Genomic DNA, 22028 nt, shown 5'->3' on the forward strand with positions numbered 1-22028 from the left:
CAGGGCGGCGATGTTCCAGGGCCGGGGGTTTTACGTCAGGAGGCACGCATCATGCAGGGTCCGTTGATCGAGTCGCTCGCGCGGCAGGGCGTCAGCCGCCGCACCTTCCTCAAGTACTGCGCGACGCTGGCCTCGATGATGGCCTTGCCGCCCGCGGCCGGGCTTGCCATGGCGGAGGCGATGGCCGCGGCGCGGCGGCCGTCGGTGATCTGGCTGCCGTTCCAGGAATGCACCGGCTGCACCGAATCGATCACGCGATCGCACTCGCCCACGCTTGAGGGCATGATCTTCGACATGATCTCGCTCGACTACCAGATGACGCTGATGGCGGCGGCGGGCTTCCAGGCCGAGGAAGCCCTGCACAACGCGATGAAGGACAATGCGGGCAAGTATCTGCTGATCGTCGATGGCTCGATTCCGCTGGGACAGGGCGGTATCTATTCCTGCCACGCCGGCCTCTCCAGTCTGGACATGCTGAAAGAGGCCGCCCAGGGCGCGGCCGCCATCGTCGCCGTAGGCACCTGCGCCGCCTACGGCGGCATCCCGAAAGCCAACCCGAACCCGACTGGCGCGGTCTCGGTGTCCGACATCGTCAAGGACAAGCCCATTGTCAACATTCCGGGCTGCCCACCCATCCCGGCGGTGATGACCGGTGTGCTGGCACATTACCTCACCTTCGGCAGCCTGCCGGAACTCGACGACAAGGGGAGGCCCCGCGCCTTCTACGGCGAAACCATCCACGACCGTTGCTACCGCCGCCCGTTCTACGACCAGGGCAAGTTCGCCAAGACTTTCGACGACGAGGGCGCACGCCGCGGCTGGTGCCTGTTCGAACTGGGCTGCAAGGGGCCGGTCACCCACAACGCCTGCGCCACCACAAAATGGAACGGCGGCACCTCCTGGCCGGTGGAATCCGGCCACGGCTGCCTCGGCTGCTCAGAACCCGATTTCTGGGATGCCGGCGGTTTCTATAAGGCGCTGTCGATGCCGGCCGACCCGCTCAAATTCGCTGCCGCAGCCTCAGTGGCAGGTGCGGCTACGGGTGGGGCGATCAGCTTGGCCAACCGGGCCAAGAAGGGCGCCGCCAGGTCGGCACACGAAACGATCACGCTGGCCGACCTGGAGAAATGACAATGAATGAACTGCAATTTCTGACCTGGGTGCGTGGTCCCGGACTGGATATCGCCATTGGCATTTTTCTGCTGGGAGTGATCTGGCGCCTGTTCGAGATCTATACGCTGGGTCGCAGGAAGGATCTCGCCGCACCGCGCCGCGCCGCCGGCGCCTCCGGCCTGCACACCGTGTTCCGCCGCTCGCTGCCGCCGCCGGGCATGATGAAGCGTTCGCCGGTAAGCTACATCGGCGGCTATATCTTCCACATCGGGCTGGCGGTCATCGTGTTCCTCGGCGCACCGCACATCATGCTGATCGCCAATCTCACCGGCCTGTCGTGGCCCGGGCTGCCTGCGCAGATCATCGGCCTGGTAACGGTAGTGACGATGGCGGCGATGCTGGCGATGCTGGTCGACCGCATCAACAAGCCGGCCAAACGCTTTCTTTCCACCTTCGAGGACTGGTTCACCTGGGCGGTAACCTTTCTGCCCGTGCTGACCGGCTGGCTGACGGTGCAGCATCTGCTGCTGCCCTACACCACGATGCTGACGCTGCACATCCTGTCGGCGGAAATCCTGCTCATCGTGCTGCCCTTCACCAGGCTGTTCCACACTTTCACCCTGTTCGGCTCGCGCTGGTACAACGGCAGTGCGAACGCGCGCAAGGGGGTGCCGGTATGAGAATCCATCTGACATCCACTCTTTTAGAACAGGTAGGGTGCGCCATGCGCACCGGGGTGCGCATGGCGCACCCTACGCCGACTCGTGAAAAGGCGGAGGCAATATGAGCGCCTCGCTGGAAAAAGTCGCCCAAACCCTCAAGGAAGTCATCGACGCGCCCATCGCCAGCTATTTCGAAAGCTGCGTGCACTGCGGCCTGTGCGCCGAGGCCTGCCTGTTCTACACGGAAACCGGCGATCCCAGATACACGCCGATCCACAAGGTGGAGCCGCTGCGCCGCGTCTACGAGCAGGAATTCACCCTGCTCGGGCGGCTGAAGAAGCTGGTCGGCCTGTCCAAACCGATCACCGACGACGAACTCGACCAGTGGCAGGAACTGGTCTACGACAGCTGCACCCTGTGCGGGCGCTGCTCGCTGGTCTGCCCGGTGGGCAACGACATCGTCTACATGATCCGCCAGCTGCGCGAGGGGATGGCGGTGTCCGGCCACGTTCCCGACGGCATCCGCAGCGCCACCAAGCGCACCATCGAGATCGGCGGGCCGATGGGGCTGAAGTGGCCGGCCGTTGCCAATGTGCTGAGGAAGGCCGGGGAAGCGACGGGGGTGACGATCCCGGTCGACCAGAAAGGCGCCGACTACCTGGTGCTGCTGTCGTCGATGGAGATCGTCAACTACCCGGAGTACATCGAGGCGCTGGCCAAAATCTTCCACAAAGCGGGCATCAGCTTCACGCTCGCCTCCGACGCCTTCGAGGCGACCAACGCCGGCATCCAGATCGGCAGCTCGGACCTGGCGAAAGTGATCGTCTCGCGCATCGTCGATGCCGCCGAGCGGCTGAAGGTGAAGTACGTGCTGTCGCCCGAATGCGGCCACGCCTACATGGCGATCCGCTGGGAAGGGCCCAACCTGATCGGCCGTCCCTTCGGCTTCGAAGTGGTGCACGTGCTGGAACTGCTCGACGACCTGCGCCAGAAGGGCGTGCTGAAAATGAAGGACAAGCTCAAGGATCCGCTCATCCTGCACGACCCCTGCCAGATCGTGCGCCGCGGCGGCGTGCTGCAGGCGCCCGAAGCGCTGATCCGCCAGGTGGCGGAGAACTACATCCCGATCGCCGACCAGCAGAAATGGAACTGGTGCTGCGGCGGCGGCGGCGGCGCGTCGGCGATCCATACCGAAGAAGCCGAAGCGCTGCGCACCAGGGTCTTCCAGATCAAGAAACGACAGATCGAGGAGGCGGGGGTCGGTACCATGGTGACGTTCTGCGCCAACTGCCGCATCGTGATGGAGGAAGGTCTCGATCATTACGAGATGAACACCAAGCTGCTCGGCCTGACCGAACTGCTGGCGGAACACCTGGAGGATTGAGTAGATGAGCACCGCACAACGCATTGTCGTCGACCCCATCACCCGCATCGAGGGGCACCTGCGCATCGAGGCCGAAACCGACGCCGACGGCAGAATCACCAAGGCCTATTCCGCCGGCACCATGGTGCGCGGCATCGAGATCATCCTGCGCGGGCGCGACCCGCGCGACGCCTGGGCCTTCGCCCAGCGCATCTGCGGCGTCTGCACCCTGGTGCACGGCATCGCCTCGGTGCGTGCGGTGGAGGACGCGCTGCACCGCGCCATTCCCGGCTACAGCATTCCACCCAACGCCGAACTGATCCGCAACCTGATGATCGCGGCGCAGCATGTGCACGACCACGTGATGCATTTCTATCATCTGCATGCGCTCGACTGGGTCGACGTGGTGTCGGCGCTGAAGGCCGATCCCAAGGCCACCTCGGCGCTGGCGCAGAGCCTGTCCGGCTACCCCAGGTCGTCGCCCGGCTATTTCGCCGACGTGCAGAAGAAAGTGAAGACCTTCGTCGAGCAGGGCCAGCTCGGCATTTTCGCCAACGCCTACTGGGGCCATCCCGCCTACAAGCTGCCGCCGGAAGCCAACCTGATGGCGCTGGCACATTACCTCGACGCCCTCGCCTGGCAGCGTGACGTAGTCAAGCTGCACGCCATCTTCGGCGGCAAGAACCCGCACCCCAACCTGGTGGTGGGCGGCGTGCCATCGGCCATATCGGTGCAGACCGGCGCCGGCCGTGGCAAGGGGCCGCACTATCGCGGCGGCCAGAACGCCACCGCACTCAACATGGTGGGGCTGCAGACGGTGCAGGATGTCATCCGGCAAATGCGCGAGTTCGTCGATCAGGTCTATCTGCCGGATACCCTGGCGATTGCCGGTTTTTACAAGGACTGGGCGGGACGCGGCGAAGGGCTGGGCAACTTCCTGTCGTTCGGCGACCTGCCCTCGAAAGGCTTCTGGGACACCGGCTCCTACCTCATCCCGCGCGGCGTCATCCTCAACCGCGATTTGACCAAAATTCACCCCATCGATCTCGATGCCGACAACGAAATCCAGGAATACGTCAGCCACGCCTGGTACAGCTACAGCCAGGGCGACGAAGGCGGCCTGCACCCGTTCAGGGGCGAGACCGAACTCAACTACACCGGGCCGAAACCGCCCTACCGGCATCTGGACGTGGATAAAAAATATTCCTGGATAAAGTCGCCGCGCTGGCAGGGCCGCCCGATGGAAGTCGGCCCGCTCGCCCGCGTGCTGATGCTGTATGCCGGCGGCAATGCCCAGGCCAGGGAGCTGGTGGACGCCACGCTGAAGACGCTCGGCCTGCCGGTCGCCGCGCTGTTCTCCACCCTCGGCCGCACCGCCGCGCGCACGCTGGAATCGAAGATCGTCGCCGACGCCATGCAGGGCTGGTTCGACCAGCTGATGGCCAACATCAAGGCCGGCGACGTGCGCACCTTCAACGACTTCTACTGGGATCCGTCCACCTGGCCCAGGCACATGCAGGGCGTCGGCCTGACGGAGGCGCCGCGCGGAGGCCTGTCCCACTGGATCGTCATCGACGACGGCAGGATCAGCAACTACCAGGCGGTGGTGCCCAGCACCTGGAACGCCGGCCCGCGCGACACGCTGGGCCAGCCGGGCGCCTACGAGGCGGCGCTGCAGGACAACCACGTCATGCACGACCCGAAGCAGCCGATCGAGATCCTGCGCACCATCCACTCCTTCGATCCGTGCATCGCCTGCGCGGTGCACGTCACCGACCCGGAGGGCGAAGAACTGGTGCAGGTGAAAATCAAGTAGGCTGAAACATCGACGATTTGTGACGCGGCGATTTGTGGTGCGTAGGGTGCACTCCGTGCACCTTCAGACGTTCCGGTGCACGGAGTGCACCCTACCGGGCATCTCGCGCCTTGATAATTGCCTGAATTTATTTTGCATAGCGGAGAACACACCATGAAACCGACAAACCCTTCACGCACACTTGCCCTGGCCGCCCTCTGCCTGTTCGCCGGCACGGCATCCGCACACACGGGCGCCCACACGCCAACCGGTTTCGCCGGCGGCCTGGCGCATCCCCTGCTGGGGCTGGATCACCTGCTCGCCATGATCGCGGTCGGCCTGTGGGCCGCGCAGCAGGGCGGGCGGGCGCTGTGGGCGGTGCCCGCGGCCTTTGTCGCGGCGATGGGGCTGGGCGGCATGCTGGCCTGGTCGGGCGGGGTGCTGCCGCATGTCGAAACCGCCCTCGCGCTGTCGGTGCTGGCGCTGGGCCTCTTGATCGCCACGCAGCGCCGCTGGGCGGTGACGGCCGGCATGACCATCGCTGCGGCGTTCGCGCTCGTCCACGGCTACGCCCACGGACTGGAAATGCCGCTGGCCGCGTCGCCTGCGCGCTATGCCATGGGTTTCATGCTGGCCACGGTTTGCCTGCATGGCGTGGGAATCGCCGGCCGCCTGATCGGCCGCCGCGCGATGCAGGCGGCGGGAGCCGGCATCGCCGTCGGCGGCCTGGCGCTGATCCTGGGCGTGTGATCCGGCGCGGCGCGGCAGGTTTCACTGAACCAATCCGCCGCTCAGACCAGCACGTGGCGCGTCTCCGCAAAATAGCGGTAAATCCGCTGCTCGATGCGCGGGTCGATCGTGATCCCGGGGTGTTTGCCATTCGGGCAGGCAAGCCGTGGCGCCGTTCCGAACAGGCGGCAAATCAGCAGGCGCTCCGCGTAGGTCCGGTAACCTTGCTCACCCAGGTGCGGGCAACTTAGTTCGTCGAGCGCCGCCGCATGTCCGCGTCGCTTTTGACGGGGAGCCTCGCCATCTCCTCGCCCGATGCGGTCACCGGCCCACAGCAATCGTGACATCCGGGTTCGCAGTCGAACGCCGGAATGCGTCGCCGTAAAAAACGGATTTTACGGCTGTTGGGCGTCATGGGTTTGCCGGCGCGGTTCCGCTGAACTTCATTGTTGAGCGCCTTGCAAAATTTACTGCGGCGTTTTGCCGGGCCCGGCGGCAGGCCCGCTCAGCCATTCGGGTAGATCGCGCGATCCTGTGTATTCGACGATATATTGGTGAATCAGCCTGCGGATCACCTGTGACAAGGTGAGGTCCTGCTCGGCGCAAGTTTCCTCGAATAGCTGTTTTTTTTTCGGGTCGATCAAAAGTGTGATTCTGGCGGTGCGGTTTTCCATAAGAGGCCTTAACGGTGTAGCCATGTGCGCAAGATGTTAATTAGATTAACATCAAAATAACATGTAACATAAAGGCTTATTTAAAGCTGCGGCGCAGCGTCGGCTCAGGCCAGCTGGTATCCTCTCGCCAACTTCGCCGACCCGCAGGGATGCGTGCTTTCGCCGATTCCGGCTATCCTCCCAATCAGGACGCGGGGAAAAACGGGGACGCTTGCCGATCGGCGCACGATTTTCCATCGTGAACGGGTTGCGGAGGGAACCGGCCACGAAGGCCGCGCCACTACCAAGAACAAGGAGTTCCAGACGTGCAGAAAGCAGACGCGCAAAAAATACTGAAATTTCTGAAAGAACAGGGCGAACATCTCGACACCGAGATCGCCGCAGCGATACAAATTTCGCTGGCAGACGTGCGTTTATATCTGGCGGAACTGTCGAAGAGTGGGGACATCATCATGTGCCACTCGACGCGGTACCTCAACGGCAAGAAAAGTGAAGGGATGCTATGCCGGGTGGCGGGATTTACGCCGACGGTCGGCCCCGGCAGGAAAGCCAAGGGCTAGCCGATTCGACACACCGCCGCTCATTTCGGCGGCCAGCGCCGTAGGAGCGGGTTTACCCGCGATCCGGGAGACCATCGGGGCTAAAGCCCCTCCTACAGGTGACGGTGGCGGGAGGAGACCATCGGGGCTAAAGCCCCTCCTACAGGTGACGGTGGCGGGAGTTTGTGGGAGCGGGTTTACCCGCGATCCGGAAGACCATCGGGGCTAAAGCCCCTCCTGCAGGTGACGGTGGCGGGAGGAGACCATCGGGGCTAAAGCCCCTCCTACAGGTGACGGTGGCGGGAGTTTGTGGGAGCGGGTTTACCCGCGATCCGGGAGACCATCGGGGCTAAAGCCCCTCCTACAGGTGACGGTGGCGGGAGTTTGTGGGAGCGGGTTTACCCGCGATCCGGAAGACCATCGGGGCTAAAACCCCTCCTACAGGTGACGGTGGCGGGAGTTTGTGGGAGCGGGTTTACCCGCGATCCGGAAGACCATCGGGGCTAAAGCCCCTCCTACAGGTGACGGTGGCGGGAGTTTGTGGGAGCGGGTTTACCCGCGATCCGGGAGACCATCGGGGCTAAAGCCCCTCCTACAGGTGACGGTGGCGGGAGTTTGTGGGAGCGGGTTTACCCGCGATCCGGAAGACCATCGGGGCTAAAGCCCCTCCTACAGGTGACGGTGGCGGGAGTTTGTGGGAGCGGGTTTACCCGCGATCCGGGAGACCATCGGGGCTAAAGCCCCTCCTACAGGTGACGGTGGCGGGAATTTGTGGGAGCGGGTTTACCCGCGATCCGGAAGACCATCGGGGCTAAAGCCCCTCCTACAGGCACAGGCACAGGTACAGGTACAGGTACAGGTACAGGTACAGGTACAGGTACAGGCAAAAACGGTAGCCTGACCTTTACGTGCTTGTATCCTTGCCCGACTCATCCCGCGACTCGGACAGGGCGATGCGCTGGTTGAGGCGGCGCACGTCGCGCTTGAGCTGGGTGAGCGCGATGTCGGTGAACAGCGCGCGCAGGATCAGCACGACGATAGCGACCAGGAACAGCAGTGCCGGCGAGTAGGCAATACCCACTGCCTGGCTCAGGAAGTCGATCAGGCCGGGCCATATGCCGAAAACCAGCGAGGCAACGGCGACGACGGTCCAGAACAGCCCTTGCCGCAAATGAATGTGGTCGCGCCGAATCAGTGTGAGAATGCTCAGCGCGAGGCCGATGCCAAGCACGGTAACAAGCAGGTGATATTCCTTCATCCTTGAAACCGCAGTTGAACCGCAGCGGCACAGAGAGCACAGAGGAAAAACAACACCCTGCATGTGTCAGTGCGCCCACCCGATGGGTGAAGGCTGGTTGATCGACAACCCATTGATTTCCTGCCGTTCTCCGTGTCTCTGTGGCTCTGTGATGAGGTTTTTAGGTTCATGTTTTGCGGGGTTTCGTATTCCAGCGTGCCAGGCACAACAGGGTGGTTTCCGCCATGTAGCGGGCAACGCTCCACCAGGAGTAGAAAATCCTCGATGCGCCAAATTGGCGCGGATTCATCGCCACCGGCACTTCCTTCACATGCAGGCCGGCGCGATGCAACAGCAGCAACACGCCGATGTCCTGGTAATCGAGCAACGTCGCTTCCTCTCGCGCTAGAAGATAACAGGCTTTGGCGTTGTAGAAGCGAAAACCGGAAGTCAGATCTTCAAAAGCAAATCCGGTCAAAAAGCGAAAGTAACGCCAGGCCTGACGCCGCATGAAACTGCCGCGTGCCGGACAGGCGCCGATGACCACATCGGCACCCGCTTCGGCGGCTTGCAGCAGGCGGGCAAGCTCGGCGGGCTCGTGCTGGCCATCCGCGTCCATCGTCACCACGCCCGAATAGCCCTCGCGCATGGCATGGCGGATACCGGTCTGCATGGCGCCCCAGGCGCCCTGCCGCAATGGCGCTTGCAGCACGATGGCGCCCGCCGCGGCCGCCAGGCGGGCTGTCTCATCGTTACTGCCGTCGTCGACCACCAGGACGTCGATGTCGCCGAACGCGAACACGCGATGGACCACGTCGGCGATGCTGGCGGCCTCGTTGAGCGCGGGAATGACGACCAGCAGCCGGTCGCGCCGTATCGTTTCGGCCGCCGGGCGGTCCTGTTCCGGATCGATCCGGACGTACAGCCGGCGCAGCCTGCGCGCGGACGCCGCGATGTCGAATTCAGCGAGAAAACGCTGCCGGCCGCTTGCGCCAAGGCGGGCGCACAGGTCGGCATCCTGCCGCAAACTGTCGAGCGCCGCGGCAAGCGCGGAAGCATCGTCGGGCGGCACCAGGACAGCGTTGTCGTTTTCCCGCGCCACCCAGGTCACCCCGCTACCGGCCAGACGGCTGGCAGCAATGGGCTTGCCATAGCGCATGGCTTCCATGAGGACGATGCCGAACGCCTCGGTGCGCTCGCGCGAGGGCAGGCAGAACACATCGCAGGAAGCCAGCAGGCGCTGGCAGGCCGCATCGTCGGCCTGGCCGAGCAGGCGGATGTGCGCAGGCCGGCCGAGCCCGTCCAGCAGACGCTCCAGGCGCGGTCGTTCCTCGCCCTCGCCGACGATGGCCAGTTCGATCCCCGGCACATCCGCCGCCGCCCGGATCAGGGTGTCGAAGCCCTTGTAGTAGGTGAGCCGGCCGATCGCCAGCACACGCATGCCATCCCCCCGCCAGATCCCACCGGTTTCCTCCACCCGCACTTCGGGCAGGCGGTCCGGATCGACACCGAGGGGGAGCACCTGGATTTTTTGACGCCACGGCTGCAGCGGCCGGCTGGCTTCCAGATAAGGCGCGGAGGTGACGACGATGGCCTCGGCGCGTTCCAGCATGGCGCGCTCGAATATTTGGTAAAACGGGTAAACCAGCCGCATCGACCAGGGAAACCGGCCGGTCTCGACATCGGCGTGCCAGTGCACGACCCACGGCAGGCGCCGCGCCGAGGGGAGCACCAACGCGGCGAACGCACTGGGATTCGGCAGGTGCAGGTGCAGCACCTCGGGCTCGTGGCGGCGAATCGCGCGCCACAGCCAGAGCGGAAAGGCCGGGCTGATCGGTGCGAACAACAGACTGAACCAGACCGGGCAGCGCATCAGCCAGGGCGGATCGTGCCGAGTCCCAGCCTGGGCATCCGCATGGCACAGCACCGCCGGCGCGTTGCCGGCCGACTGTTGCGCGTGCACCAGATCGCCCAGATAGCGTTCCATTCCACCGGGGACGGGCGGGAAGAACTTGCCGATGTGAAGAATGCGCATGTCTGTTCCGCTTCGCAACACTAGGGCATGGCCTTGATGCGGTTGCGCCATTCCAGCAACATGGGATTGTCCGGCGTCAGGCGGATGGCGTTCTCGATATCGGCCAGCGCCTCCGTCTTGTTGTTCAAGCCATGATTGGCAAGGGCGCGGCCATAGTAGGCCGGTCCGTCCGGCGATTCCTCGATCAGCTGGCTGAAGATGGTGCGTGCGCGCGCGTAATCGCGCTGGATCACCAAGGCCATGCCGAGATCGACGCGCGCCTTCGGGTGCCGCGGATCCAGTTTCAGCGCCGCTTCCAGGTCGGTCACCGCATCGTCCACCCGCCCCATTTCCAGCGCCACACGTCCCTTCAGCGCAAGCACCTCCTCGCGCCGGGGCACGACCGGGGTTTCCTGCAGCGCAAGTTCGAATTCGCGGTACGCCTCCGCCCGGCGCCCGAGCACATGCAGCGCGATACCACGCTGATACCTGAGTCCGGGAAAGTCGTACCCCAGTTGCTGCGCTTTTTCATACGCTTCCAGAGCTTCGGCATAGCGGTCGGCGCTCAGCAACAGCGAGCCCATGTTGAACATGCCCATCCCCTTGTCGCCCAGCGTGGAGGACATCCGGAAATCCTCGAACGCTTCTTTTATGCGCCTTTGGTCGAGGTAGCTATCGCCCCGGTTGAGGTAGGGAAACCAGCGCCCGACCGCCTGCCGGTCGTCCGGGAGCTTGGCGATCGCATCGCTCCAGACACGCTCCGGACTGGACAGCGAGTGCACCCGGTCCAGCGCCTGAAAAACGAACAATGCGGCCAGCACCAGGCCAATCGGCAACAGCAAGCGGCCGGACAAGCCATGAAACAGAAAAAACACCAGTCCGGGAACGCCAATGGCCCATAGATAGCCACGGTACAAAACGAATGGATCCTGCACCCATACCGTCGCGAATTCGGTCACGAACAGCAGGGCCGGCAGCAGCAGCGAAATCCCCAGCAAGGCGCGCCAGTCGCGATAGCGGACAATCAGGTAAAACCCGCCCACCAGCACGGCCAGGTAGCCGACCGCCCCGAGAACCTGCGGAAACCCCGTCAGTCTGATCGGGAAAGGCGGGCGCATGTCGATGGACATCCATCCCGTATACGGCACCAGCCAGTGCAGGCCGTATTTGAAGAACAACCAGGTCTGGTTGAGGATGCTGAGCAGAAAGGCGTTCTGCTCGACGTCCGGCCCCAGCGCCGCCAGCTGTGTCAGGTAGATCTTCGAAAACGGGTCGAACGGCTTGCCGATGATCTCGCCGTATCGCAGCGCCAGCACGGCGGCGGCAACGCCCACCAGCACGGCCCCGGCGCCGCCGATCAGCGCCAGCTTCTTCAGCGACGGGCGTGCCACTAAAATGTACACAGGAAGCGCCGCAAGCGGCGCCATGATGGCGTGCTCCTTGGACATCACCGCGAGGACGTAACAGGCCAACGCCGCCACGAACGACACCTTGCTCCCGCGTTGCACGCCGCGCGCGAACTGCCACAGCCCCAGCACGACGAACAGGGTCGCCATCAGAATGGAGCGCTGGATCAGGTAGGCCACCGCATACACCGCGACCGGATTCAGCGCAAAGAAACCGACCGCCAGACCGAGCGCGGGAGACTGGTGGTATGCCACGCCCGACGGCTCGTCATCCGGTGGCGCGATGGACTTGAGGATTTCCCGGTAAAACGCCCACAGCGCCAGCACCACGCCGAGGTGGATCAGCAGGTTGAATGACCGCTGGATGGCCCAGCCATCGCCAAAAACAGTCTGAACCCAGACAAAACTGCCATAGGACAGCGCGCGCGGCTGCCCCTGCAACAGCGAACCGTACACCCCGAAAATCCGCCCATCGGTGAGCGCGCCGTCATCGAAAATCAGGGGATTGCTTAGACCTGGCAGATAGATTGCCGAGAGCGCAACCAGGACCACTGCCAGCCAGGCAAATTGGGCCGTTTTTTCATTAATCTTCATGTCTATCCCAGCGCTCGAAGAACGTACAAAGTGCGCGCCGATCCTCCATCATTTTGGCCATGTCACTGTTGGCTGTTGATTTATGTCTTGCCCCCCTTTGATGAAGCCCCTACCCTGCGGCATCCCGCAGACGGCCCCATGGGAGCGGCTTTAGCCGCGGTGCGCCGCAAGGCGCAAAATACTCGCCAAGGCCTCGCCGTGCCACCTTTGCGGGCTTACTGCCCGCATCGCGGGTAAACCCGCTCCCACAAACCTTCCGCCACCGTCACCTGTAGGAGGGGCTTTAGCCCCGATGGTCCCCTAAATCGCGGGTAAACCCGCTCCCACAAAACTCCCGCCACAGGGCTGGCCAATATCAAAACAACGGTGAAAGAGCCCAGGTCCGCGATTTTTACACAGACCGGCCCGAGTTCGATATTTTTGCCTGATTTTCCAGACCTTCCACCATGGATTTCGGCGGCTTCAGCCGCCCTGCCGGCGGTTCTGTTGCAGATAACCGGCGATTGACCTGAACCATACTGAATAGGGCTGCGCCAGCCACCACTTCAGCGGCACGCTCCCGTAATATTTGCGGACGACCCCCATGGCCTCGCGGTAATGCCGATGGCGCTGGGTTCGGGTCTTGGTGTCAACGTGCTCACGATTCACCGCAACGAAGTCATCGACAAAATGCAGCGGGCCCAGCGACTTGAACAGATGCCACCACAAGTCGTAGTCCATCGCCATGTGCAGCGTCTCGTCCAAACCGCCCACCGCCTCCCAGGCGGAACGCCGGATCAGGGTCGCGGGCTGCGAAATGATGCAGCGAAAGGCCAGGCGGTCCTCATCGAACGGCTCTACCCAGACCGGTTTACGTTTTCCGGATTTCTCAATCACATCCCAGCAGCGGCCGTAAACGGCGGGCGCTTCCGGATGTTTCTCCAGTTCGGAGACGAGTTTTGCCAGACCGCTGGGCAAAAACCAGTCGTCGCTATTCAGCCAGCACACATAGGGTGCCCGGCCCTGCGCAATGCCTTCGTTGATTGCGGCGGCCTGGCCGGCATCGGCATGGCTGCGCCACCCCGCAAGCCGATGCGCCCACTTATGGATGACGTCAAGCGAGTTGTCCGACGATCCGCCGTCCAGCACAAACACCTCGAGCGGAATGTCCTGCTGAAAGATCGAAGCCAGCGCATTGTCCAGGAAGCGTCCCTGGTTGAACGAAGGAACGGCTATCGTCACCAACGGCTCTGTCATGCCTTGTTCAGTTCTCGTTAGCAGATGAAGAAAGGGCTTAGCCCGGATAAGGCGCAATCGCGGGTAAACCCGCTCCCACAAACCTCCCGTAATTGTGGGTGCCCCCCCCACAAACCTCCCGCCGCCACCACTTGTAGGAGGGGCTTTAGCCCCGATGGCACATCCCCAATCGCGGGTAAACCCGCTCCCACACCCCCCCCGCCACCGTCACCTGCAGGAGGGGCTTTAGCTCCGATGGCCCACCCAAAATCGCAGGCAAACCCGCTATAGCCGTTAAGAAAACGCCGAACAATTCAATATGGCCGTCATTGCGAGCGCAGCGAAGCAATCCAGCGTATTGATCAACCAGGCATTTCTGGATTGCCGCGTCGCTGCGCTCCTCGCAATGACAAATTAATCAGCGGCTCCTTAGGGCAGACCTTACTCATGATAATCCATGGTCTTGTAACCGTGCTTCTTCACCAGTTCGTCGCGCTCGGCGGCTTTCAAATCCTCGCGCACCATTTCGGCCACCAGTTCGTCGAAGCTGATCTTCGGCGTCCAGCCAAGCTTGTTCTTGGCTTTGCCGGGGTCGCCGAGCAGGGTTTCGACTTCGGTGGGGCGGAAGTAGCGGGGATCGACGGCAACGATGGGTGATGGGTTTTTCGCGGGCAAGCCCGCTCCTGCAAGGTAGCCCTTTTCTTCTACGCCCTGGCCTTCCCAGCGGATGTTCATGCCGAGCTCTTTTGCGGCGGCGTTGACGAAGTCTCTGACCGAGTACTGCACGCCGGTGGCGATGACGAAGTCTTCGGCCTGGTCCTGCTGCAGCATGAGCCACTGCATTTCGATGTAATCCCTGGCGTGGCCCCAGTCGCGCTTGGCGTCCATGTTGCCGAGGAAGAGGCAATCCTGCAGGCCGAGCTTGATGCGGGCGAGCGCACGGGTGATCTTGCGGGTGACGAAGGTTTCGCCGCGTACGGGGGATTCGTGGTTGAACAAGATGCCGTTGCAGGCATACATGCCGTAAGCTTCGCGGTAGTTGACGGTGATCCAGTAGGCGTAGAGCTTGGCAACGGCGTAGGGACTACGTGGGTAGAAGGGGGTGGTTTCCTTCTGCGGGGTTTCCTGGACGAGGCCAAAGAGTTCGCTGGTGCTGGCTTGGTAGAAACGGGTTTTCTTTTCGAGGCCGAGGATGCGGATGGCTTCGAGGATGCGCAGGGCGCCGAGGGCGTCGGAGTTGGCGGTGTATTCGGGTTCTTCGAAGCTGACGGCGACGTGGGACTGTGCGGCGAGGTTGTAGATTTCGTCGGGCTGCACCTGCTGGATGATGCGGATCAGGCTGGACGAGTCGGTGAGGTCGCCGTGGTGCAGGATGAACTTGCGGCCGGTCTCGTGCGGGTCCTGATACAGGTGGTCGATGCGGTCGGTGTTGAAGAGGGACGTGCGGCGCTTGATGCCGTGGACTTCATAGCCTTTTTCCAGCAGAAACTCGGCAAGATAGGCGCCGTCCTGGCCGGTAACGCCGGTGATTAAAGCAATTTTTTTCATAGTAATAAATTTTCAAAAAGTTAAACCATGTCACAGTTGGTTGTTGAAGTCATGTCTTGCCGCCTCTGATGAAGCCCCTACATTTCGGTATCCCGCAGGCGGCGCTTGTGGTGCGGCTTCAGCCGCGAAGCCCGCGCCGCCAATCGCGGGTAAACCCGCTCCTGCAAAACTCCCGTCGCCGTCACCTGTAGGAGGGGCTTTAGCCCCGATAGCCCACCCCCAATCGCGGGTAAACCCGCTCCTACAAAACTCCCGTCGCCGTCACTTGTGGGAGGGGCTTTAGCCCCGATAGCCCCCCAATCGCGGGTAAACCCGCTCCTACAAAAAAACCACTGCCGGCCCTTGCGGCGTATTGCGGCTGAAGCCTCTCCTGCGCTGTCCACTGCCAATAACAACAACAAAAGGCCCAAAAATTATCATTCAAGCCATGAAGTATCGGTCGTCATGGGCGTCAATCGGTGCACAGAGTGCACCCTACAGCGACTGCGCCTGGATAAGATTTCTGGCCGCCATACACATATTCTCAATGGTCGTCTCAATTTTCACCTGAGCCCGCCAACCCAGTAAATCGTTTGCCCTGGATGGATCCGAAGCGCCGAAGTGAATATCCGTTGGCCGGAAAAAGTTTGGATTGACGACAAGATGATCCTTGTAATTCAAACCAAAGAACCTGAACGCATGCTCGATAAAAAATTCGAGGCTGACCGTCCTGCCGGTGGCAATGACAAAATCCTGCGGCCGATCCAATTGCAGCATTTTCCACATCGCTTCAACATATTCCGGCGCCCACCCCCAGTCCCGCTGAATGTTGATATTCCCCATTTCCAGCTTGCCTTTGTCGCCAGAAGCGATCCTTGCCGCAGTCCTGACGATTTTCTGGGTCACAAAGCGTTCTGGGCGTAACGGCGACTCGTGGTTGAACAATATTCCGGTACAGGCATAAAGGCTGTATGCCTCGCGATAGTTGGCCACAAGGTTATGCGCCGTGGCCTTGGCCACTGCGTAAGGGCTGCGTGGCCTGAATGGGGTTTCCTCGTTTGCCGGAGCCGTGCCGGTATCGCCGAAGCACTCGCTCGACCCGGCGCTATAAAAGCGTATCGGCTTTCCGTAAAAGCGGATTGCCTCCAGCATATTCAGTGTCCCGATCGCGATGCTTTCCATCGTCTCCACGGGCTGCTCGAACGAAAGCCCGACGGAACTCTGCCCGGCAAGATTGTAAACCTCGTCCGGCTGGTATTTGTCCAACGTCTGGATCACGCTGCGAAAGTCAGTGATCGCCATCGACGTCGTGGTGACCCTGTCCCGTATGTCCAGCCTCTTCAGGTTGGAAAAAGTCGAGGTCATGGCATCCCTCGATGCGCCAATGACTTCATATCCCTTGTCCAGCAAAAGCCTGGAAAGGTATGCACCGTCCTGCCCGCCCACCCCGCAAATCAATGCCTTCATTTATCACTCGCCCCTTTGGTGATATTCATGGTCGTTTCGTTCGGGCAACGCGCTTGCCCCAGCCCGGATCTCTTCGGTGATGCTACAGCCACCTCGTACAGTTTCAACAGCTGATTCGCGCTGTCCTCCCAGCTGAATCGTGCCGCCTGCTTTATTGCCGCATCTCGCAATCGGTCACGCTCCAACCTGTTCCCAGCCAGCCGCAACATCGCTTGCGCCCACCCCTCGGTATCCTCGGGGGCAATGAGTATAGCCGCATCCCCTGCCACCTCCGGAATCGAAGTGGCGTTCGAAGCCAGCGTCGCAGCGCCAAACTGCATGCCCTCCAGAACAGGCAACCCAAACCCTTCGAACAACGAGGGGTACAGGTTTGCGCAACAATTCCGGTAAAGCCAGATCAACTCATCATCCGATACGTAACCGATCATCATGACGTGGGCCTCAACGCCTAACTCAACCAAGTGCTTCTTAAAGTCCTCCATCAGCCAGCCTTTGCCACCGGCCAACACCAGCGGCATCGGCGCGCCCCCCTGAGCCAGATAGCGGGCATACGCCTCAACCAGACGGCGCTGGTTCTTCCTCGGCTCGATGGTGCCCACGTTCAACCAATAGCGCCCGACGGGTACGTCATCGAGCGCCTTGGGCCGCTTACCCACAGCAGACGAATCCGCAAACCGCGAACACGGATAGATCACCCGAATGCGATCCGCCGGGAAGTGCGGGAACATATTCAGGTAATGCACCCGCGAAGCCTCCGAAATCGCCACCACCCAGTCCGCTGCAATCGCCGAGCGAAAAACGCCATCGAAGCAGCCCACCCGGTTGGCCTCGGTTGTCCAGGCCGGTTCAACCGCGAAGCTCATATCGTAGAAGGTGTAAATGAGGCGGCTCGACGCCAGTTGAGTCGGGCACCAGAAATTGTTGGCATGCACGATATCCGGCCGATTCAGCACGGACTCAACGGCGGGGCCGTTCCAGAACACACGCGCCGTTTCCCGCGAGAGATGCCTCGGTCCGTAATGCACGTGCCCGCCCGCATAGGGATTCAGAAAAGGCATCAGCGCATCGAAATAGAAGTCGCCAAAGCTGGGATAAAGCGAATAGCGGTGTTCCGGCGCAAGTTCAAGCATTGCCTTGATCAACGCGTGCGCGAAATAGCCGCATCCCGCCTTGCCGGAGCCGGTCTGGGAAATATCAAAGCCGATGTGCATGGTTCACTTTTTCCTTCGGTCTGGCTCGGCTCCGCTGCCGGGGAAGCGCTGATTCATTCGACATGGATGTCATACCGATGATGCGCAATCGATCCTCATGGCAAGCTTCGCCAGCGCCTTGGCCGCGTGCCGCTTAATTGTAATGGCTCTTTCTTCGTTATTTATTGGTAGTGGCCAGCGCCGTAGAGTGCATTCCGTGCACCGATTGACGCCTGGAGGTGCACGGAGTGCACCCTACCAAAGCATCTCGCGCTAGGGCATGGATCGGTGCGCATGGCGTGGGCCATCCAGCATATTCGAACAAGCCAGCTCTTAGCGAAGCACCCTGCGCAACGCACGAAGTTTTTGCCATACAAGAACCTTGGGCAAGTTCATCGCCATGGCTTGCATGCACCGCTCAAGCCAACCATGACGGTTTTGCAGACGTTGAAGCGCTTTGTCGAGATCTTGGCGTATGGCCAGGCCATATGCTGTTTCAGCCTTCGCCACGGCCGATCGCAGTAATGCCAACGATGGATTCATCATTGCAAGGTCAATGATGTCACGGTTGAAAACGCCATCGTCGCCCCAGCGATCCGAATTCGCCAGCAGCTTACTCGTAGCCATGTCCAGCGGCGCTAGCGTCGCAATACTACATACTTCATCACTGGCTCCTGGGGCCGCGAGTTCAATGCGCCCTTCAAGAACGATTTCAAATTTGATTGGCTGATCGGCCACCAGCAGCATCGTCCGGATACCGTACTGATCAGCCCGCACCTCGCGGGTTTGCGTCAATGGTTCAGCGCCCTCGCGGACGATAGCGGCGATTCCACTTACGCCAGTGAGCAACTGACGAAGGTTGCGGTAACTGGCAACCTCCGAGACCAAAAAGTCGACGTCAACCGACTCACGGTATTCGCCATATCGAAGCGCAATGACGGTGCCCCCACCAAACAGGCAGTTATTCTCCCTCAATAGGGGGCCATTGAGGACGCTCAGGATATGAGCAATCCGCTGGTGGTGCGGTCGTTCAAACAACTCCACTACGCTCACCAAGTCCAATACGCAGTGCATCGACCAGCTGTCGCTCACGAGGCTCCAGGGCCTGCACGTCCACATGACGCCAGTTGCGCTCGTATATGCTCAGCGCTTCCACTGGCGTCAATTCATCGGTGCCATGCACTTGCCAGGCAAGCTGCTTGAGTTGAGGGTAGTCAGCCAGACGAATACGCGCGGGGATCCAGCCCTTGCGGTCCTCATTGGATGCATCGGCAGCCACGCCAGTCGGTTTGATGATGCCGAAGTCCATGCCTTGGGCCTCCATTGCGTTGAGGTACGCCCCCATGGTGACCGAAGGTTCACCCTTCTCTATCCGGTGCAAAGTCACGCGCGACATGCCTGCAGCCTCTGCCGCCGTGGTAGCGCTGATGCGCAGCGCCTTGCGATGCGCACGAATCTGCTTGCCCAGTGCGATGAGTTTCTCGGCGGCCGGACTTGCGATAATAGGTGTGCGTGCTGGCATAGTGTTTCCCATTCTATTCAAAACAGCTTAAATGTCAATAATGAGATACACAATGCCGCCGCTGTGCAGCTGCAGCTGTACCCGGCTGTATTGACACCCTTGAGCGCGTGGCTGGATCAGTGCACCCCAGCCGATTTAAAGCCCCGTAGGGTGCGCCATGCGCACCATGGAACGTGCATCGGTGCGCATGGCGCACCCTACGCCAAGCCACAGGTGGCGGCGGGGGTTGTGGGAGCGGCTTTAGCCGCGAAAGGCTGCGCGCGATCGGGGCTGAAGCCCCTCCTACAGGGGGCGGCGGCGGGGTGTAGAAGCTGGTTCAGTGCGCATCAGCCGATTCCCTTAGGGTGCGCCATGCGCACCATGAATGCCACGGCTGGCGGCGGGGGGTGTGGGAGCGGCTTTAGCCGCGAAAGGCTGCGCGCCATCGGGGCTGAAGCCCCTCCTACAGGGGGCGGCGGCGGGGTGTAGAAGCATGGATCCGTGCGCATCAGCCGATTCCCGTAGGGTGCGCCATGCGCACCATGAAACATGCATCGGTGCGCATGGCGCACCCTACCGAACACCTCGCGTGCCCAACACCCTATTGAGGACGATGCGTTGGTCGTGCTTGTGCTTGCCGTCGACAAACGTGAAGATATGGCCGCTTACCGGTCACTAATTAATGCGCTCTTCATGTTGTCATCCGTCGTTTTGGAGAAGCCAGCGTCAGTCCGCCAACGCGGCCTGCCTGATGGCTTCGGTAGCCCACTGGTTCAGGCTCTGGCCGTGCGCGGCGGCGGCGATGGCGGCAGCCTCGTGGGTAGCAGGATCAACCCGCAGGGAAAATTTACCCGAAAAGTGCTTGCGTGGTTCGATGCCGCGACGCTCGCAGGCTTCCAGGAACACGCGCAGGGAAATTTCGCCTTCATGCTTCAGCCCTTCCACGTCGGCAGCATAGAAGTCGGCACCGCCATTGAGTCCCACGAACTCACCCCTGAACATTTGAAGGTCAGGATCAAAGGCGATGACCGCCTGATAACCGTTAATCGTCATGGTATTCATGGTTTCACTCCGTTCTCTTCCAGCCATTTGCGGATTGCTGCGACCGCGCCCTTGTCCGTATCCGGCGAAGGGTGAGGGCGATGAAACACCCGCACCAAGCCGAACAAAAAGACCTCAACGCGTGAGCCTTCGCGTTCCTCAAGCTCTGCACCAAGCTCCCGGAATAACGCCTCGATGTCGGCCCAACGGACATTTGCCGAGACAGGCCGGGCGAAGATCAATCCCAGTGTGCGCTGGTGCTTGCGTTTCATGGGCGCATGATACCATTAAATGGTATCACAATATAGGGGGAGGAGTTCTCACGCCGGCCCTTGATACTTCATCCCGGATTGTCCATTAGCCGATTTGTGGCCCCGTAGGGTGCGCCGTGCGCACCGATCCATGCGCCTCCCCGACGGAATCGTAGGGTGCGCCATGCGCACCAACAATAACGGTGCGTATAACGCACCCTACGAAATACAGCGCGTCCAGCCCGCGCCGCTGACCAGCCTCCCCGACGAAATCGTAGGGTGCGCCGTGCGCACCAACAATAACGGTGCGTATAACGCACCCTACGAAATACAGTGCACCCAGAGCCCCGCGCCGTGACCAGCCTTCCCGACGGAATCGTAGGGTGCGCCATGCGCACCAGCAATAACGGTGCGTATAACGCACCCTACGAAATACTTCGCTTCTAACGAGCACGCTTCATGTCGCCATCCGCCGTTTTGGAGAAGCCAGCGCCTCTTCGTAAAGTTGCAGCAAAGCTTCCGCGCTACGCTTCCAGTCAAACCGCCCGGCCTGCTTCAGCGCAGCGGCACTTAATTGATCCCTTTCCAACCTGTTCCCAGCCAGCCGCAACATCGCTTGCGCCCACCCCTCGGTATCCTCGGGGGCGATGAGTATAGCCGCATCCCCTGCCACCTCCGGAATCGAAGTAGTGTTCGAAGCCAGCGTCGCAGCGCCGAACTGCATGCCCTCCAGAACAGGCAACCCGAAACCTTCGAACAACGAGGGGTACAGGTTTGCGTAACAATTCCGGTAAAGCCAGATCAACTCATCATCCGATACGTAACCGATCATCATGACGTGAGCCTCAACGCCCAACTCAACCAAGTGCTTCTGAAAATCCTCCATCAGCCAGCCCTTGCCACCAGCCAACACCAGCGGCATCGGCGCGCCCCCCAGCGCCAGGTAGCTGGCATACGCCTCAACCAGACGGCGCTGGTTCTTTCTCGGCTCGATGGTGCCCACGTTCAACCAATAGCTCCCGGCGGGTACGTCATCAAGCGCCTTGGGCCGCTTGCCCACAGCTGACGAATCCGCAAACCGCGAACACGGATAGATCACCCGAATGCGATCCTCCGGGAAGTGGGGAAACACGCTCAGATATTGCGTTCGCGAAGCCTCCGAAATGGCCACCACCCAATCCGCCGCCATCACCGAACGGAATACGCCATCGAAACAGCTCACCCGATTGGTCTCGGTCGTCCAGGCGGGTTCAACCGCAAAGCTCATATCGTAGAAGGTGTAAATCAGGCGGCTCGACGCCAGTTGAGTCGGGCACCAGAAGTTGTTGGCATGGATGATTTCCGGCTTGCCCAGCGAGGCTTCCGCACCGGCCCCCGTCCAAAACACACGCGCCGTTTCCCGCGTAAGATGCCGCGGCCCGTAATGAACCTCACGGCCCGAATAGGGATTCAGAATCGGCATCATCGAATCGAAATAGAAATCACCAAAGCTGGGGAAAAGCGAATATCGATGCTCTGGCGCAAGTTCGATCATCGCCTTGATCAACGCGTGCGCGAAATAGCCGCAGCCCGCCTTGCTGCTACCCGTCTGGGAAATATCAAAGCCGATGTGCATGGTTCACTTTTCCTTCGCCCTGGCTCGATGCCGTTGCCAGTGGCAACCTGACCTCATGGCATGAGAGTCTATCTCCCAAGAAACGCCATGCAACC

21 protein-coding genes are annotated in these 22028 nt (G+C 61.4%); 7 read left to right on the forward strand and 14 right to left on the reverse strand.

The features are described from left to right. Positions 1-51: 51 nt before the first annotated feature. From ACZ41T_RS08670 to ACZ41T_RS08690, 5 genes are all read left to right on the forward strand, one after another. Positions 52-1131: a hydrogenase small subunit gene (locus ACZ41T_RS08670; protein WP_464921000.1), complete on the forward strand. Its 1080-nt coding sequence runs from the start codon at positions 52-54 to the stop codon at positions 1129-1131. Positions 1132-1133: 2 nt separating this feature from the next. Beyond that, the gene (locus ACZ41T_RS08675; protein WP_464921001.1) at positions 1134-1793 is read left to right on the forward strand and encodes a hypothetical protein; all 660 of its coding nucleotides are present in this window, start codon (positions 1134-1136) and stop codon (positions 1791-1793) included. A 103-nt stretch (positions 1794-1896) separates the two neighbouring features. Further along, positions 1897-3159, forward strand: coding sequence for a (Fe-S)-binding protein (locus ACZ41T_RS08680; protein ID WP_464921002.1), 1263 nt, complete (start codon positions 1897-1899; stop codon positions 3157-3159). 4 nt (positions 3160-3163) lie between these two features. Next, positions 3164-4954 carry a nickel-dependent hydrogenase large subunit gene (locus ACZ41T_RS08685; RefSeq protein ID WP_464921003.1) on the forward strand — a complete coding sequence of 597 codons (1791 nt, stop codon included), beginning with the start codon at positions 3164-3166 and terminating at the stop codon, positions 4952-4954. Between the two features lie 153 nt (positions 4955-5107). Further along, complete coding sequence (locus tag ACZ41T_RS08690; RefSeq protein ID WP_464921004.1) at positions 5108-5683, forward strand: HupE/UreJ family protein; 576 nt, start codon at positions 5108-5110, stop codon at positions 5681-5683. A gap of 41 nt (positions 5684-5724) precedes the next feature. On the opposite strand, the gene ACZ41T_RS08695 is transcribed toward ACZ41T_RS08690, so the two are convergent. Together ACZ41T_RS08695 and ACZ41T_RS08700 are read right to left on the reverse strand one after the other, a co-directional pair. Then, positions 5725-6009 (reverse strand): hypothetical protein, encoded by a 285-nt coding sequence (locus ACZ41T_RS08695; protein WP_464921005.1) that lies wholly within the window; start codon positions 6007-6009, stop codon positions 5725-5727. A gap of 120 nt (positions 6010-6129) precedes the next feature. Continuing rightward, the gene (locus tag ACZ41T_RS08700; protein WP_464921006.1) at positions 6130-6336 is read right to left on the reverse strand and encodes a CopG family transcriptional regulator; all 207 of its coding nucleotides are present in this window, start codon (positions 6334-6336) and stop codon (positions 6130-6132) included. Between the two features lie 305 nt (positions 6337-6641). Here ACZ41T_RS08700 and ACZ41T_RS08705 point away from each other — a divergent pair, with 305 nt between their 5' ends. Next, the gene (locus ACZ41T_RS08705) at positions 6642-6896 is read left to right on the forward strand and encodes a FaeA/PapI family transcriptional regulator (protein ID WP_464921007.1); all 255 of its coding nucleotides are present in this window, start codon (positions 6642-6644) and stop codon (positions 6894-6896) included. 883 nt (positions 6897-7779) lie between these two features. On the opposite strand, the gene ACZ41T_RS08710 is transcribed toward ACZ41T_RS08705, so the two are convergent. The 11 genes from ACZ41T_RS08710 to ACZ41T_RS08760 form a co-directional block, all read right to left on the reverse strand. Then, a complete protein-coding gene (locus ACZ41T_RS08710) occupies positions 7780-8133 on the reverse strand; it encodes a DUF2304 domain-containing protein (RefSeq protein WP_464921008.1) in 354 nt (117 codons plus the stop codon). 166 nt (positions 8134-8299) lie between these two features. Beyond that, positions 8300-10147, reverse strand: a complete 1848-nt coding sequence (locus ACZ41T_RS08715) for a glycosyltransferase (protein ID WP_464921009.1) — start codon at positions 10145-10147, stop codon at positions 8300-8302. Between the two features lie 20 nt (positions 10148-10167). Beyond that, positions 10168-12126 carry a tetratricopeptide repeat protein gene (locus ACZ41T_RS08720; protein WP_464921010.1) on the reverse strand — a complete coding sequence of 653 codons (1959 nt, stop codon included), beginning with the start codon at positions 12124-12126 and terminating at the stop codon, positions 10168-10170. A 462-nt stretch (positions 12127-12588) separates the two neighbouring features. Beyond that, positions 12589-13362, reverse strand: coding sequence for a glycosyltransferase family 2 protein (locus ACZ41T_RS08725; RefSeq protein ID WP_464921011.1), 774 nt, complete (start codon positions 13360-13362; stop codon positions 12589-12591). Positions 13363-13782: 420 nt separating this feature from the next. After that, positions 13783-14889, reverse strand: a complete 1107-nt coding sequence (gene gmd / locus ACZ41T_RS08730) for a GDP-mannose 4,6-dehydratase (protein WP_464921012.1) — start codon at positions 14887-14889, stop codon at positions 13783-13785. Positions 14890-15363: 474 nt separating this feature from the next. Beyond that, positions 15364-16335, reverse strand: a complete 972-nt coding sequence (locus ACZ41T_RS08735) for a GDP-mannose 4,6-dehydratase (RefSeq protein WP_464921013.1) — start codon at positions 16333-16335, stop codon at positions 15364-15366. Continuing rightward, positions 16332-17546 (reverse strand): glycosyltransferase family 4 protein, encoded by a 1215-nt coding sequence (locus ACZ41T_RS08740; RefSeq protein ID WP_464921014.1) that lies wholly within the window; start codon positions 17544-17546, stop codon positions 16332-16334. The genes ACZ41T_RS08735 and ACZ41T_RS08740 overlap by 4 nt, the downstream gene beginning before the upstream one ends. Before the next feature lie 312 nt (positions 17547-17858). After that, the gene (locus ACZ41T_RS08745; RefSeq protein WP_464921015.1) at positions 17859-18617 is read right to left on the reverse strand and encodes a nucleotidyl transferase AbiEii/AbiGii toxin family protein; all 759 of its coding nucleotides are present in this window, start codon (positions 18615-18617) and stop codon (positions 17859-17861) included. Next, positions 18556-19047: a helix-turn-helix domain-containing protein gene (locus ACZ41T_RS08750; RefSeq protein WP_464921016.1), complete on the reverse strand. Its 492-nt coding sequence runs from the start codon at positions 19045-19047 to the stop codon at positions 18556-18558. The genes ACZ41T_RS08745 and ACZ41T_RS08750 overlap by 62 nt, the downstream gene beginning before the upstream one ends. 705 nt (positions 19048-19752) lie before the next feature. After that, complete coding sequence (locus tag ACZ41T_RS08755; protein ID WP_464921017.1) at positions 19753-20088, reverse strand: type II toxin-antitoxin system HicB family antitoxin; 336 nt, start codon at positions 20086-20088, stop codon at positions 19753-19755. After that, positions 20085-20339 carry a type II toxin-antitoxin system HicA family toxin gene (locus ACZ41T_RS08760; RefSeq protein WP_464921018.1) on the reverse strand — a complete coding sequence of 85 codons (255 nt, stop codon included), beginning with the start codon at positions 20337-20339 and terminating at the stop codon, positions 20085-20087. The genes ACZ41T_RS08755 and ACZ41T_RS08760 overlap by 4 nt, the downstream gene beginning before the upstream one ends. A 163-nt stretch (positions 20340-20502) precedes the next feature. Between ACZ41T_RS08760 and ACZ41T_RS08765 the strand changes: the two genes are divergently transcribed. Beyond that, complete coding sequence (locus tag ACZ41T_RS08765; protein WP_464921019.1) at positions 20503-20676, forward strand: hypothetical protein; 174 nt, start codon at positions 20503-20505, stop codon at positions 20674-20676. Between the two features lie 99 nt (positions 20677-20775). On the opposite strand, the gene ACZ41T_RS08770 is transcribed toward ACZ41T_RS08765, so the two are convergent. Next, positions 20776-21933, reverse strand: a complete 1158-nt coding sequence (locus ACZ41T_RS08770) for a glycosyltransferase family 4 protein (RefSeq protein ID WP_464921020.1) — start codon at positions 21931-21933, stop codon at positions 20776-20778. Positions 21934-22028: the final 95 nt, after the last annotated feature.

Source organism: Thiobacillus thiophilus, assembly GCF_055378705.1.

What these genes read in the sequence shown, in the direction of transcription:
- ACZ41T_RS08675 (WP_464921001.1), top strand. Translation starts at nt 1,134, where the DNA reads ATGAATGAACTGCAATTTCTGACCTGGGTGCGTGGTCCCGGACTGGAT.
- ACZ41T_RS08750 (WP_464921016.1), bottom strand. Translation starts at nt 19,047, where the DNA reads ATGCCAGCACGCACACCTATTATCGCAAGTCCGGCCGCCGAGAAACTC.
- gmd (WP_464921012.1), bottom strand. Translation starts at nt 14,889, where the DNA reads ATGAAAAAAATTGCTTTAATCACCGGCGTTACCGGCCAGGACGGCGCC.
- ACZ41T_RS08755 (WP_464921017.1), bottom strand. Translation starts at nt 20,088, where the DNA reads ATGAATACCATGACGATTAACGGTTATCAGGCGGTCATCGCCTTTGAT.
- ACZ41T_RS08770 (WP_464921020.1), bottom strand. Translation starts at nt 21,933, where the DNA reads ATGCACATCGGCTTTGATATTTCCCAGACGGGTAGCAGCAAGGCGGGC.
- ACZ41T_RS08670 (WP_464921000.1), top strand. Translation starts at nt 52, where the DNA reads ATGCAGGGTCCGTTGATCGAGTCGCTCGCGCGGCAGGGCGTCAGCCGC.
- ACZ41T_RS08715 (WP_464921009.1), bottom strand. Translation starts at nt 10,147, where the DNA reads ATGCGCATTCTTCACATCGGCAAGTTCTTCCCGCCCGTCCCCGGTGGA.
- ACZ41T_RS08695 (WP_464921005.1), bottom strand. Translation starts at nt 6,009, where the DNA reads ATGTCACGATTGCTGTGGGCCGGTGACCGCATCGGGCGAGGAGATGGC.
- ACZ41T_RS08735 (WP_464921013.1), bottom strand. Translation starts at nt 16,335, where the DNA reads ATGAAGGCATTGATTTGCGGGGTGGGCGGGCAGGACGGTGCATACCTT.
- ACZ41T_RS08740 (WP_464921014.1), bottom strand. Translation starts at nt 17,546, where the DNA reads ATGCACATCGGCTTTGATATTTCCCAGACCGGCTCCGGCAAGGCGGGA.
- ACZ41T_RS08690 (WP_464921004.1), top strand. Translation starts at nt 5,108, where the DNA reads ATGAAACCGACAAACCCTTCACGCACACTTGCCCTGGCCGCCCTCTGC.
- ACZ41T_RS08680 (WP_464921002.1), top strand. Translation starts at nt 1,897, where the DNA reads ATGAGCGCCTCGCTGGAAAAAGTCGCCCAAACCCTCAAGGAAGTCATC.
- ACZ41T_RS08725 (WP_464921011.1), bottom strand. Translation starts at nt 13,362, where the DNA reads ATGACAGAGCCGTTGGTGACGATAGCCGTTCCTTCGTTCAACCAGGGA.
- ACZ41T_RS08765 (WP_464921019.1), top strand. Translation starts at nt 20,503, where the DNA reads ATGCGCACCAACAATAACGGTGCGTATAACGCACCCTACGAAATACAG.
- ACZ41T_RS08720 (WP_464921010.1), bottom strand. Translation starts at nt 12,126, where the DNA reads ATGAAGATTAATGAAAAAACGGCCCAATTTGCCTGGCTGGCAGTGGTC.
- ACZ41T_RS08685 (WP_464921003.1), top strand. Translation starts at nt 3,164, where the DNA reads ATGAGCACCGCACAACGCATTGTCGTCGACCCCATCACCCGCATCGAG.
- ACZ41T_RS08760 (WP_464921018.1), bottom strand. Translation starts at nt 20,339, where the DNA reads ATGAAACGCAAGCACCAGCGCACACTGGGATTGATCTTCGCCCGGCCT.
- ACZ41T_RS08710 (WP_464921008.1), bottom strand. Translation starts at nt 8,133, where the DNA reads ATGAAGGAATATCACCTGCTTGTTACCGTGCTTGGCATCGGCCTCGCG.
- ACZ41T_RS08700 (WP_464921006.1), bottom strand. Translation starts at nt 6,336, where the DNA reads ATGGAAAACCGCACCGCCAGAATCACACTTTTGATCGACCCGAAAAAA.